This window comes from Streptomyces omiyaensis (assembly GCF_014650895.1).
In the GTDB taxonomy this organism is placed as follows: Bacteria; Actinomycetota; Actinomycetes; order Streptomycetales; family Streptomycetaceae; genus Streptomyces; species Streptomyces omiyaensis.
In genome coordinates this window covers 179,205-191,954 of the sequence record NZ_BMVV01000011.1, presented here as the reverse complement: position 1 = coordinate 191,954, position 12,750 = coordinate 179,205, and the positions used below count along the sequence as shown (strand labels likewise).

Genomic DNA, 12,750 nt, shown 5'->3' with positions numbered 1-12,750 from the left:
GAGGGGCGGGGCAATCTTTCGGACTTACATCTTCCCCAACTTGGTCATGGCTTGTAAGTTCCGCTACCAATCCCGCAGACCCAGTCCTACGGCTGCGGCATCGAGTCAGCCCCCTTCCAGGAGTGCACATGACACACCGTCCCTTCAGGGCACCCGCGGCGGCCGCCGTCGTCCTTACCGCGATGGCCTCCGTACTGATGGCACAGCAGCCGGCGCATGCGGCGGCCGACAGGATCCGGCTCGGCAGCGCGTCCGACGTCAGCCGCAGCGCATGGAACGGTCCGGCGTTCACGATGAACGGCGCCGGCGGTATCGTGACGGCCTCGATGACCCGGGCCATCGACGAGATCCGCGGCGGCACGGGCAGCCTCGACGTGGTCGTCGTGGCCGGTTCGGCGCCGACCTCGGGCAGCAGGACTCCGGAGTGCGACACCATCACGGGGCTGGCCGGGGTCAACTCCTGTACGACGTGGACGCTGACGACGGCGTCCGACGGCAACAACAGCCAGGTGAACACCGACGTCCGCAACGCCGAGTTCGTCTACTTCGCGGGCGGCGACCAGTGCCGCTACGCCGCCTGGAAGGGAACCGCCCTGGAGGCCTCCGTCGAGTCGGTCGTGGCCAAGGGCGGAGGGTCCGGCGGCGGCAGCGCGGGCCACCACATCAACAGCCCGATCGTCTACGACGCGTGCAACGGCAGCGTCACCAGCGCGGAGGCGCTCGCCAACCCGTACGACCGGTACGTCAGCTTCACCACCGGCATGTTCGAGTGGGCGAACTACGGAGCCGTCATCAACGACTCCCACTTCGTGACCCGCGACCGCATGGGCCGCACCATGTCCTTCCTGGCGCGCGCCGTGAAGGACGGCCTCGCGCCGGGTGGCGCGGCCTGGGGCGTCGGCGTGGAAGAGGGCGGCGGATCGCTGTTCCTGGACCGCAACGGCATGGCGACGCAGTACGGCAAGGACGCGTACGTCGTCCTCGCCGACCACCAGCCCGAGCAGGCCGTCGACAGGAAGCCGCTCACCTACTCGGGCTTCAAGATCTGGCGTCTGACGCCCGGCTCCACCTTCGACTTCAGGAACCGCCCGACGTGCGGCTACTACCTGCGGAGCGTCACGAACGGCGTCGCCGACGCCAACCTCTACAACGGCACGCCGGTGACCGACTGCGGCTCGCAGGGCGGCGGCGGGTCCACGGTCGCGGAGAGCGAGCCCAACGACACGCGTGACACGGCTGACGACGCCACCGCGCTCGCCTCGCCCGGCACGGTCACGGGCGGCATGAAGTCGACGAGCGACCGCGACTACTTCAAGGTCTCCGTGGCGGCCGGCCAGACCGTCTCGGTGAACTGCGCCGTGCCCACCGCCTACGACGCCGACGTGTACTGGCTCGACGCGAACGGCAGCACCCTGACCCGCTCCGTCAACGACGGAGCGGGCACCGACGAGTCCCTGTCCTTCACCAGGACGGCGACCGGAACGGGCACCTACTACCTCGACGTGGAGGCCTACAGCGGGTCCGGCACGGCCGCCTACACCTGTACCCTCACCAGGAGCTGACGCTCTCCACCCTCGCGGGGCCCCGCACGCGCGACCGGCCCCACGGGCATCCCGTACCGCGGGTGGCGTCCCGGCCGGGCCCGGCCGGGACGCCACCTCGCCGGTACTAGCACGGGCGGGCGAGGCGCCACGGGTCGAGCAGCTCGTCGAGTTCGCCCTCGGTCAGCAGCCCGTCGCGGGCCGCCAGCTCCCGGACGGGAACCCCGGACGCGCGGCACTCCCGGGCCAGGGCCGTGGACCGCTGGTAACCGATGACCGGGTTCAGCGCGGTGGCGAGGCCGGCGCTCCGCTCCACCAGGGCGCGCAGGCGCTCCTCGTCGGCCTCGATGCCGGCGACGCAGCGTTCGGCCAGGAGCCGACAGGCGGCGGCGAGCCGGTTCGCCGAGTTGAGCAGGTGGTGGACCATCAAGGGCTCGAAGGCGTTCAGTTGGAGCTGCCCCGCCTGGGCCGCCGCACAGACCGCGGCGTCCGCGCCGATGACGTCGAAGCAGACCTGGTTCACGGCCTCGGGCATCACCGGATTCACCTTGCCCGGCATGATGCTCGACCCGGCCTGGAGCTCCGGCAGCCGGATCTCGCCGAGGCCCGCCCCAGGGCCCGAGGCGAGCAGCCTGAGGTCGTTGCAGATCTTGGACAGCCGTACGGCGAACTGCCGGAGGGCGCCGGAGAGCCGGACGAATCCGCCGATGCCCTGCGTGCTCTCCACCAGATCGCGGGCGGGCCGGACTGGCACGGACGCGACGGTTTCGAGGTGGGCGACGGCCAGCCGGGCGAAGCCCTCGTCCGCGTTGAGCCCCGTGCCGATCGCCGTGCCCCCCAGGTTCACCTCCAGGAGGGAGGTGGCGGCCAGGCCGATGAGGTCGGCGTCGTCCCGTACGGTGAGGGCGAACGCGTCGAATTCACGGCCCAGCGTCATCGGCACGGCGTCCTGGAGCTGGGTGCGTCCGAGCTTCACCGTCTTCGCGAAGTGCCCGCCCCGGTCGCCGAAGGCATCGCGCAGCACGGTCATCGCGTCGAGCAGCCGACCCGTGGAGGCGTACACCGCCAGCTTGGCCGCCGTGGGGTACACGTCGTTGGTGCTCTGGGAGCGGTTCACGTCGTCGTTGGGGTGCAGGTGCTCGTAGCGGCCGCGAGGGTGGCCCAGGATTTCGAGGGCCCGGTTGGCGACGACCTCGTTGGCGTTCATGTTGGCCGAGGTGCCCGCACCGCCCTGGAAGACGTCCACGACGAACTGGTCGTGGAGGCGGCCCGCGCGGATTTCGCGGCACGCGGCCACGACGGCCCGGGCCCGTTCCTCGGGAAGGGTCCCCAGCTCCAGGTGGGCCAGAGCGGACGCCTCCTTCACCGCGGCGAGCGCGACGACGAGTTCGGGGTGCGACGAGAGCGGTAGGCCCGTGAGGGGGAAGTTCTCCAGCGCGCGCAGGGTGTGAATGCCCCAGTACACGTCGCCCGGCACTTCTCGCACACCGATGAGATCGCGCTCTTCGCGTCGCATGTCCGCCCCTCACTGTCGGTACGGGCGACTCGCACGCCGCCCGCCACCGAGTATCGAGCATTACAGACGGCGCACGCAACAGGCTTTTAGGATCATCCGTTACGGGGCGGGGTGCGCCTCGGTCGCCCGGGCCGCCCCGATCTCGGACCCCTCCCCGCCGAACGCGGCCACGAAGCCGTCTGCGGCGCCGCCCCCGCACAGGGCCTCGGAGCGGTCGGACGGGGCACGGGCCGCGCGGTCCTCTTCGCCCCGGCCCTCCCGGGGTGCGGGCACTCGCCGGCGAGGGGACGGCGGCCGGAGCCGGGCGGGGATCGCGGTCACCCTGCTGCGGTCCGTCGACCGGCCCTCCCGCCTCGACCTGCGCAGCCGCACCACCGGAGCCGGCCCGATGCTCGTGACCCCGGAGCCCGTGTCAGGGTCGGCAGGGCTTCGACCTCGCGCTCGCCCCCGGGGAGGCTGCCGCCACCGAGACCGGTCCCACGTGCCGGGCCGCCGCCGTCTCGGCCTCCCCGGGGCGGCGTAGGCGGCCCGGGTCCACGCCCCGCCCGGCACCCTCTCGTGCCCGTCCGGCGCGACGGGCGGTCCACCGGGCAGGAGACGGTCCGGCAGGACGCGAAGGAGTCCCCCCGGAACCCGGCGCCCTTCGCCACCCTCACGCTCCGGATCCGGGAACGGGGCGGAGGAGCCGTGATCCGCGCCCGCGGCCCAGCGGGAGCGGGGTCCGACGGCGGACGGGAAGGCCGCCCGCCGTCGGACCGACGCGGTCAGGCGATCGCGTCGAAGGAGGGCAGGTAGCCGTACTGCTGGCCCTTGCTGTTGGGGTGGTAGCTCTCGTCGACGGGGATGCGCGTGCTGTGGATCCACGCGTCGCCCGAGCAGATCTCGTGGCCGCTGAACGCGCCGCGCACGTCGATGAACCGGTACCCGGCGGCGGCCGCCCTCTGGCTGATGACGCTGTTCAGGGTGTCGGCGGCGTCGTCCAGGGCCTTGCGCTTGGTGTCACCGATGCCGACGATGCAGCTGCCGAGCTTGTAGAGCCGCGGATAGCCGAGCACCATGACGCGAGCCTGCGGCGAGCGTGAACGGATGCTCGAGTACAGCTGGTCCAGCTGGCCCGGCAGCTGGTTACGGGCCTTGGCCGTACCTTCGTTGACCGCGTTGATGCACGCCTGGTCCGACTGCAGCACGCAGACGCCCATGATGTCGGCGAACCCGATGTCGTTGCCGCCGGCACTCACGCTTACCAGCGTCGTCGTGCTGGTCAGGCTTCCGAGCTGGCTGTTCTTGACGGTCGTGCTGGTGGCTCCCGAGCAGGCCGCGAAGCTGAAGGAGGCGGGGGCGTTCGCCGCGCTCCACAGCGCCGGGTAGGAGCGGGAACTGCGCTTGCAGCTGCCGCTGTCGGAGAGATAGGAACCCGCCCCCACGCCGGAGGAGTAGGAGTCGCCCAGCGCGACGTAGCGCTCCCCGGCTGCCTGGGCCGTGCCGGCGCCGGCCAGGAGCGCGGCCGCGGTGGCCAGCATGGTCAGGGAAGCGGACAACCTGCGGAATCTGCGCACTGCGTGCCTCCATGGGCGGAGTGGTGGTCCGGGACGGCCCGTCCGTCCCGGGACGCCGGCTGTGGACGAAGTCCGGGGCGCGCTCCCGGACTTGCGCATCGTCAACGAGGCCGGCCCCGTGATCGGGGCGGCCGAGCCGAGCGACCGCACAGTAACGTAATCGATTACATCCGGGGAGAGGGCTCGCGCTTGTTTTCTTTCCGAAGCCAACTCGGACCCTTGAGGGGGCTGTTGAGGGAAGGCCCGGAGTTCGGACGGGCGCCTGCTGGGGCGGTTCGACTCGACCGGAGCCCTGCCGGGCGGCCGTCCGGCCCGCCGTCACCGTGGAAGAAGGGGTTGCCGACCGTCCGGGAGGGCGGAACCGCGACGGAAGGGGGCTGCGGGACGTCTTGCGTAATCGATTGCGCCTAGCGGGCACGGCACGGGCGACTGCTGGGATCCTTTCGGGAAACAGCAGCTCACACGGGGTATGAGGTGACCGGGGGAGCCGGATTCGCAAGGAGGGAGGGAGCCCTTTCTCGAAATCCTCTTGCTCAACTGGTTGACTTTCACGGAATCGTGCTGTGGTGTGTGGCGACCGCTTGGTCGGAGCGGAACTCGGCGCAAGGAGCGACCTCATGGCGATGCGTGATCGCACTTCTTCGGTCAGACGCTGCATGCTCGGCGGAGTGGCCCTCTCCCTCACCTTCCTGACCGCTTGCGGCGGCGGGGGAGGCGGGAGCGACGACGCGGCGGGGGCGGCGTGCAAGCCCTCCGGGGGCAAGGTCACGCTGGACTACTGGTCCTGGGTCCCCGGCATGCAGAAGGCCGTCGACGTGTGGAACGGCGACAACCCGGACATACAGGTGGAGTTGAAGACCGTTCCATCGGGTAACGCCGGCACGTACCAGAACCTGTCCCATGCGCTCAAGGCGGGCAAGGCCCCTGACCTCGGCCAGATCGAATACGACTCCCTGGCGAGCTTCCGTCTCAAGGAGGGGCTGACGGACATCTCCTCCTGTCCCGGTGTCGAGGAGGCGGGTGCCGCGTTCGTCGACTGGACGTGGTCGCAGGTGGAGTTCGGCGCCGGCGGCGAGGACGGAGTCTGGGCGGTGCCCCAGGACACGGGCCCCATGGCGCTGTTCTACCGGAAGGACGTATACGACGAGCTGGGCATGAGGGCGCCCGCCACCTGGAACGAGTACGCGGACCAGGCCCGCAGGCTCAAGAAGGAGGGCAAGTTCATCACCCACTTCTCCCAGACCGACCCGAACTGGTTCACCGGCCTGTTGTGGCAGAACAAGGCCACCATGTTCGAACGCTCCGACGACTCCTGGAAGGTCACCGTCGACCGGCCCGAGAGCCGCCAGGTCGCGGACTACTGGCAGAAGTTGATCGACGACAAGCTCGTCGCCACCGACCTCCAGGGCTTCTCCCCGGCGTTGTACAAGGCGTGGAACGACGGCGAGGTCGTCACCTGGGTGAGCGCGGCCTGGGGGTACAGCACGATCCGCGACAACGCCAAGGCCACCGCTGGAGCCTGGGCGGTGGCACCGATGCCGCAGTGGAAGGCGGGCGACCGCCAGGCGGGCAACTGGGGTGGTTCCACCACGACGGTCATGGCCGGATCCGAGCACCCCGCCGAGGCCGCCAAGTTCGCCCTGTGGCTCAACACCGACCCCGAGGCGCTGGAGATCCTCAACCGTGAGGGTGGCCTCTACCCGGCGGCCAAGGCCGGACTGGAACTGCCCGCACTCCAGCAGCCGGTCGACTTCTACGGCAAGCAGAAGGTCTTCGACGTCTTCGCCCAGGCATCGACCCAGGTCGACACCGGTTTCACCTGGGGGCCGACGATGACGGACACCTACCGCTTCCTCAGCGACGGCACGGCGAACACCATCGCCGGCAAGAGCACCCTCGGCGACGTCCTCGAGGACACGGGCACCCGGAGCGCCGAGTCCCTGCGCAAGCAGTCGCTCGACGTCACGCCGTGACCCGACCCCGCATGCCCTCCCCGCCGCCTCCGGGCAGCGGGGGCCAGCACCCCGAAGGTTGTCCGTGACATCCACCACCGCACCGGCGCGCGGCCGACCGCGCCGGACCCTCGCCCCCTACGCCTTCCTCGCGCCCTTCCTCATACCGTTCGTCCTGTTCACCCTCCTCCCCGTCGGGTACGCCCTCTGGCAGAGCCTGCACAAGACCGCGCGCACCGGCGGGACCTTCGGCAGGACCCGGACGGTCTTCGCCGGCCTCGAGCAGTACGGGCGGGTCCTGGGGGAGGACTACTTCGGCGAGAGCCTGCTGCGTGTCCTGGGCTTCGCCCTGGTGCAGATCCCCGTGATGCTGCTGCTGGCCCTGGTCCTCGCCCTTCTCCTGGACTCCGCGGTCGCGCGGGCGAAGAAGTTCTTCCGGCTGGTGTACTTCGTCCCGTACGGCATCCCCGGTGTCGTCGCCGCCCTGATGTGGGCCTTCCTGTACGACCCGCGGCTGTCGCCCGTCGTCGACCTCCTGCGGTCGGCGGGCGTCCATGCCGACCTGACAGGTCCGGACGCGATCCTGTGGTCCATCGCCAATGTGGTGACCTGGACGTACACCGGCTACAACATGCTGATCATCTACGCCGCCCTCCAGGCCGTGCCGGCCGACATCACGGAGGCCGCCCGGATGGACGGGGCGGGCGGATGGACCATCGCCCTGCGCATCAAGATCCCCGTCATCCGTCCGGCCCTCGTTCTGACCGGGGTGTTCTCCATCATCGGAAGCTTCCAGCTCTTCACCGAGCCGCAGGTCTTCCGAAGCATCTCCACCAGCGTGACCAGCACCTACACCCCGAACGTAGCCGCCTACTCGCTCGCCTCCGGCGACAGCTACAACGAGGCCGCGGCCCTGTCCGTCGTCCTTGCGGTCGTCACGTTCGTCCTGTCGTTCGCGTTCCTGCGCTTCACCACCAGGAGGCAGGGATGAGCCTGCTCACCCTCACCGAGGGGGCCCACCACCCCACCACCGCGGCCCGCCGACGACGGAGCGCCGGCCTCGGTCCGGCCGTCGCCGTCACGTCCATGGCCGCGGTCGCCTGCTACATGCTGTTGCCGGTCTACTGGCTGTTCGTGGCCTCCACCAAGAGCCAGAGCGACCTCGTCACCACACCGGGATTCCTCACCGCCGAATGGCACTTCGGCGACAACCTGGCCTCGCTCTTCGCCCAGCAGGACGGCGTCTACGCGCGCTGGCTGCTCAACAGCCTGCTGTACGCGGGCGCCGGGGCGGGCCTGGCCACCCTGCTGGCCGCGGCGGCCGGGTACGCGCTCGCCAAGTACGCTTTCCGAGGCCGGGAGGCGGTCTTCTCCGTCGTCCTGGGCGGCGTCCTCGTGCCGGCCACCGCGCTCGCCCTGCCCCTGTTCCTGATGTTCGCCGAACTCGACGCCACCAACACGTTCTGGTCGGTGTTCCTGCCCAGTGTCGTCAGCCCGTTCGGCGTGTACCTCTCCCGCATCTTCGCCGCCGCCTCCGTCCCGGACGAGGTGATGGAGGCCGCCCGCGTGGACGGGGCGAGCGAGTTCCGCATCTTCCGCACCCTTGCGCTGCGGTTTATGGCCCCCGCCCTGGTGACCGTCTTCCTGTTCCAGTTCGTCGTCATCTGGAACAACTTTCTGCTGCCGCTGGTCATGCTGCAGGACGAGCGCCTCTACCCCGTGACCCTCGGCCTGTTCACCTGGCAGTCGCAGACGAGCCGCCTGCCCGAACTGCAGACCCTCACTATCGTGGGCGCCCTGGTCTCCGTCGTGCCCATCGTGCTGGCCTTCCTCCTCCTGCAGCGCTACTGGCGCGCCGGACTCGCCGCTGGAGCCGTGAAATCGTGAACCACCCCCTCACCGACGTGACCCGCGCCCTGGGCGGGATCGCCTACGGCGGCGACTACAACCCGGAGCAGTGGCCACGGGACGTGTGGCGCGAGGATGTCCGCCTCATGCGGGAGGCCGGCGTCAACCTCGTCACCGTCGGGGTGTTCTCCTGGTCCCGCATCGAGCCGCGGGCCGGTACCTACGACTGGAGCCTCCTGGACGAGGTGCTCGACCTGCTGCACGAGCACGGCATCGCGGTGGACCTCGCCACCGCCACCGCCGCCCCGCCCCCGTGGTTCACCCGGCGGCATCCCGACGCCCGGCCGGTCACCGCCTCGGGCACCCGTCTCGCCCACGGCAGCCGGCAGGTCTTCTGCCCGAGCAGCCCCGCCTACGCCGAAGCCGCCGACGCCCTCGTCACGGCGCTGGCGACGCGCTACGGCGACCATCCCGCCCTGGTCATGTGGCACGTCCACAACGAGTGGGGCAACCACAACGCCCTGTGCTACTGCGACACCAGCGCGGACGCCTTCCGGGCGTGGCTGCGGGAGCGGTACGAGACCCTCGACGCGCTCAACGAGTTCTGGGGCACCGACTTCTGGAGCCAGCGCTACGGAGACTGGGACGAGATCGACCCGCCCCGGGACACCACCGCGTTCCGCAACCCGGGACAGGAGCTCGACTACCGCCGCTTCTCCTCCGACGCGCTGCTCGCCCGCCACCGCGCCGAGACCGCGATCCTGCGCCGCACCGCCCCGCGCCTCCCGCTCACCACCAACGTGATGGGGACGCTGGAGAAGAAGGTGGACGGGTTCGCCTTCGCGGCCGAGTGCGACCTGGTCTCGGCCGACCACTACCTCCCCGCCGCCGACCCCGACGGACACATCGACCTCGCGCTCAACGCCGACCTCGCCCGCGGCATGGCCGGCGGCCGCCCCTGGCTGCTCATGGAGCACTCCACCTCAGCCGTCAACTGGCAGCCCGTCAACGTCGCCAAGCAGCCCGGCGAAACCCGCCGCAACAGCCTGACCCACCTCGCGCGGGGCGCGGACGGCCTGATGTTCTTCCAGTGGCGGCAATCCCGCGCCGGCGCAGAGAAGTGGCACTCCGCGATGCTTCCGCACGCCGGCACCGAGGGCCGCGTATGGAAGGAGGTCAAGGCGCTGGGGGCGGAGCTGGCCTCGCTGAGCGAGGTGACCGGCAGCCGCGTGCGCGGCGACGTGGCGATGCTGTTCGACTGGCACGCCTGGTGGGCCCTGGAACTGCAGGCCCGTCCGTCGGACCGGATGGGTTACCTGGACGCGGTGCGCGACTGGTACGAAGCACTGTGGACGCTGAACATCACCTGCGACCTCGTCCCACCCGGTGCCGACCTGGCGGGCTACCGGGTCGTCCTCGCCCCCAGCCTCTACCTGCTGTCCGACCAGGACGCCGACAGCCTCACCCGGTACGCGGAGCAGGGCGGGCACCTGGCCGTCGGCTGCTTCAGCGGGGTCGTCGACGCGTACGACCGGGTGCGCCCGGGCGGCCACCCCGGCGCGCTGCGCGAGCTGCTCGGCCTCGTCGTGGACGAGTACCTGCCGCTGCGCGAGGGCGAGCACGCCCTGCTCGACGACGGGACGCGCGTACAGCGGTGGACGGAACGCGTCGAACCGCGCGGCTGCACCACCGTGCGGCGTTTCGCGGACACCGCCGACGGCGGCCCGGCCCGGGGCGGCCCCGCCGTCACCCGGCACGCCTTCGGCCGGGGCACCGGCTGGTACACGGCCTGCCGCCTGCCGGTCCCGTTCCTGCGCGAGGTGCTCCGCACCCTCTGCGCCGAGGCCGGTGTCGTCCCGGTCGTCGAGGCTCCGCACGGGCTGGAAGCGGTGCGCCGTACGGGGGAGAAGCACGCGTACCTCTTCCTGATCAACCACACACCGGAGACGTGCCGCGTCCCCGTCACCGGGATCGGCCTCGCCGGCGGCGAGATCACCGACGGCCGGGCGGTGGTGCCGCCCGGGGGAGTGGTGGTGGTCCGCGAGGAGCGGAGGACCGCTCCGGCCTGAACCGCAGTACCGACCGAGAGAAACCGCGAGGAGCGACCCCGTGACCACCCAGCGAGCCACCACGGCCCCGTCGGTCCAGATCGACGGGACGAGCGGCACCGTACTGCTGCGCACCGCCCACAGCGCCTACGTGCTCCGGGTGGACCGCGCGGCGGGCACGGTACGGCACGTCCACTGGGGCGCTCCGCTGCCCCTCGCCGACGCGGTGGCGCTGCCGGTGTGGGCCGATCACGACAACAGCTTCGCCGGCCGCTGGGACGGAGTGGAGGAGTACCCGGTCGACGGCGGAGCCCGCTTCGGCACACCCGCCCTCGAGGTCCGCTTCGCCGACGGCTCCAGCCCTCTCGAACCGACGGTGGAGGACGTGGTCCCGCAGACGGACGACCACGTGGTGGTCCGCCTGCGGGACCGCGCCCGCCCCCTGGCCTGGCACCTGCACTACCGCGTTCCCGCCGGCGGTGGCGTGCTGGAGCGGTGGACGGAGTTCCACCACACCGGCACCGACGACGACGGCGACGTCCTCCTGCTGCGGTACGCCTCCGCGCACTGGCCGTTGCCGCAGCGCCCGGCCTGGCGGCTCGGCTCGGTGCACGGCGGCTGGTCGGCCGAGGGACGCCTCGAACGGTCGGGGCTGCCGGTGGGCGAGACGGTCCTGGGCAGCCGGCGCGGCCACACCGGCCACCACGCCAACCCCTGGATGACCCTGGACGCCGGGGACGCGGCGGAGGAACACGGCGAGGTCTGGGCCGTCGCGCTCGCCGCGAGCGGCAGCTGGCGCCTCACCGCCCAGCGCACCGCCGCCGGCCGCACCGGAGTGACGGCGGGAGAAGGGCACGAGGGAACCGAACTGCGCCTCCCGCCGGGCGGGAGCCACCGCACGCCGGTCAGCCTCGCCCTGCACACCCCGCACGGCTTCGGACGGGCGAGCAGGACCTTCCACCACCACCTGCGCACCCACGTCCTGCCCCACCCGGAGGAACTGCGACCCGTCCTCTACAACTCCTGGGAGGCGACGTCGTTCCAGGTGGACGAGGAGAACCAGCTCGCCCTCGCCCGGCGGGCCGCCGACCTGGGCGCCGAACTGTTCGTCCTCGACGACGGCTGGTTCCGCGGCCGTGACGACGACAAGGCCGGACTCGGCGACTGGACACCGCACCCCCGGCGCTTCCCCCGCGGACTCCGCCCCCTCGCCGACGAGGTGCACCGGCTCGGAATGGCCTTCGGGCTCTGGGTGGAACCGGAAATGGTCAACGTCGACAGCGACCTCTACCGTGAACACCCCGACTGGGTGCAGCACCTGCCCGACCGCACCCCCACCGAGCTGCGCAACCAGCTCGTCCTGGACTTCTCCCGCCCCGAGGTGACCGGCTGGGCCCTGCGGTGGCTGAGCGGACTCGTGGCCGAGAACACGGTCGACTTCCTCAAGTGGGACTTCAACCGGGCCTTCACCGAGGCGGGCGCGCACCAGGCAGGACCCGATGCCCGACGCGTCCACGTCGAGCACGCCAGAGGACTGTACCGGGTGCTGGACCGGCTGCGGACGCGGTTCCCGCGGCTGCGGATCGAAGCCTGTGCGGGAGGCGGCGGACGGGTCGATCCGGGGATCCTCGCCCGCACCGACCAGGTGTGGACCTCCGACAACACCGACGCGGTGGACCGCCTCACCATCCAGCACGGCTTCAGCCAGCTCTACCCGGCCGGCGTCATGTCCGCCTGGGTCACCGACAGCCCCAACCCGCTGACCGGCCGCGTGGTCCCGATGCGCTTCCGCTTTCACAGCGCCATGGCCGGCGTACTCGGCATCGGGGGCGACCTGACGCGCTGGAGCGACGCCGAACTCGCCGAGGCACGCGGAGGGGTCGAGCTGTACAAGGACATCCGCCCCGTCGTGCAACGGGGGCGGCAGTTCCGCCTGCTGGCACCGGGTGAGGGACCGTTGACGGCCGTGCAGTACCTCAGCGAGGACGCCGACCGGGCGGTCGTGTTCGTCTGGCGGCCCACCACGGCCTTCGGGCCGTCCCCTCCGCCGCTGCGGCTCCGCGGGCTGAAGCAGGAGGCGCGCTACCAAGACGAGGACACCGGAGGGGAATGGTCCGGGGCGACCCTGAGCGGTTTCGGCCTGCCGCTGCCCGACCTGCCCACGGGCGACTGCGCCAGCGCACTGGTACGCCTGCGCCGCGTCACGGGGCACGGACGGAACGGGTAGCGCTGCTCCGGACCGCCGGCACGACGGCGGACCGGCGCCGGCACGCGGATGCGCCCCTGAGC

At 71.4% G+C, this 12,750-nt stretch carries 8 protein-coding genes; 6 read left to right on the top strand and 2 right to left on the bottom strand.

From position 1 onward, the window contains the following. Window positions 1-128: 128 nt before the first annotated feature. Window positions 129-1,562 carry a pre-peptidase C-terminal domain-containing protein gene (locus IE287_RS20380; RefSeq protein ID WP_229883612.1) on the top strand — a complete coding sequence of 478 codons (1,434 nt, stop codon included), beginning with the start codon at window positions 129-131 and terminating at the stop codon, window positions 1,560-1,562. A 106-nt stretch (window positions 1,563-1,668) separates the two neighbouring features. Here the strand turns inward: IE287_RS20380 and IE287_RS20375 are convergent, their stop codons facing one another. Together IE287_RS20375 and IE287_RS20370 are read right to left on the bottom strand one after the other, a co-directional pair. Continuing rightward, window positions 1,669-3,057: an aspartate ammonia-lyase gene (locus tag IE287_RS20375; protein ID WP_189850533.1), complete on the bottom strand. Its 1,389-nt coding sequence runs from the start codon at window positions 3,055-3,057 to the stop codon at window positions 1,669-1,671. 764 nt (window positions 3,058-3,821) lie between these two features. Next, the gene (locus IE287_RS20370) at window positions 3,822-4,577 is read right to left on the bottom strand and encodes an SGNH/GDSL hydrolase family protein (protein ID WP_308436876.1); all 756 of its coding nucleotides are present in this window, start codon (window positions 4,575-4,577) and stop codon (window positions 3,822-3,824) included. Window positions 4,578-5,230: 653 nt separating this feature from the next. Between IE287_RS20370 and IE287_RS20365 the strand changes: the two genes are divergently transcribed. Genes IE287_RS20365 through IE287_RS20345 form a run of 5 tightly spaced genes read left to right on the top strand, consistent with a single transcriptional unit; the run spans window position 5,231 to window position 12,688 of the window. Next, the gene (locus IE287_RS20365; protein ID WP_189850531.1) at window positions 5,231-6,586 is read left to right on the top strand and encodes an ABC transporter substrate-binding protein; all 1,356 of its coding nucleotides are present in this window, start codon (window positions 5,231-5,233) and stop codon (window positions 6,584-6,586) included. 58 nt (window positions 6,587-6,644) lie between these two features. Beyond that, window positions 6,645-7,556, top strand: a complete 912-nt coding sequence (locus tag IE287_RS20360; protein ID WP_189850530.1) for a carbohydrate ABC transporter permease — start codon at window positions 6,645-6,647, stop codon at window positions 7,554-7,556. Further along, on the top strand, window positions 7,553-8,452 hold the full coding sequence (locus IE287_RS20355; protein WP_189850529.1) for a carbohydrate ABC transporter permease: 900 nt from the start codon (window positions 7,553-7,555) through the stop codon (window positions 8,450-8,452). Before IE287_RS20360 ends, IE287_RS20355 begins: the two co-directional genes overlap by 4 nt. After that, a complete protein-coding gene (locus IE287_RS20350; RefSeq protein ID WP_229883610.1) occupies window positions 8,449-10,482 on the top strand; it encodes a beta-galactosidase in 2,034 nt (677 codons plus the stop codon). Before IE287_RS20355 ends, IE287_RS20350 begins: the two co-directional genes overlap by 4 nt. Window positions 10,483-10,522: 40 nt before the next feature. Then, window positions 10,523-12,688, top strand: coding sequence for an alpha-galactosidase (locus tag IE287_RS20345; protein WP_229883609.1), 2,166 nt, complete (start codon window positions 10,523-10,525; stop codon window positions 12,686-12,688). Window positions 12,689-12,750: the final 62 nt, after the last annotated feature.

Bases quoted from the DNA above. Each gene is read 5' to 3' on its own strand.
- IE287_RS20380 (WP_229883612.1), top strand. From the start codon at position 129: ATGACACACCGTCCCTTCAGGGCACCCGCGGCGGCCGCCGTCGTCCTT.
- IE287_RS20375 (WP_189850533.1), bottom strand. From the start codon at position 3,057: ATGCGACGCGAAGAGCGCGATCTCATCGGTGTGCGAGAAGTGCCGGGC.
- IE287_RS20370 (WP_308436876.1), bottom strand. From the start codon at position 4,577: ATGCTGGCCACCGCGGCCGCGCTCCTGGCCGGCGCCGGCACGGCCCAG.
- IE287_RS20365 (WP_189850531.1), top strand. From the start codon at position 5,231: ATGGCGATGCGTGATCGCACTTCTTCGGTCAGACGCTGCATGCTCGGC.
- IE287_RS20355 (WP_189850529.1), top strand. From the start codon at position 7,553: ATGAGCCTGCTCACCCTCACCGAGGGGGCCCACCACCCCACCACCGCG.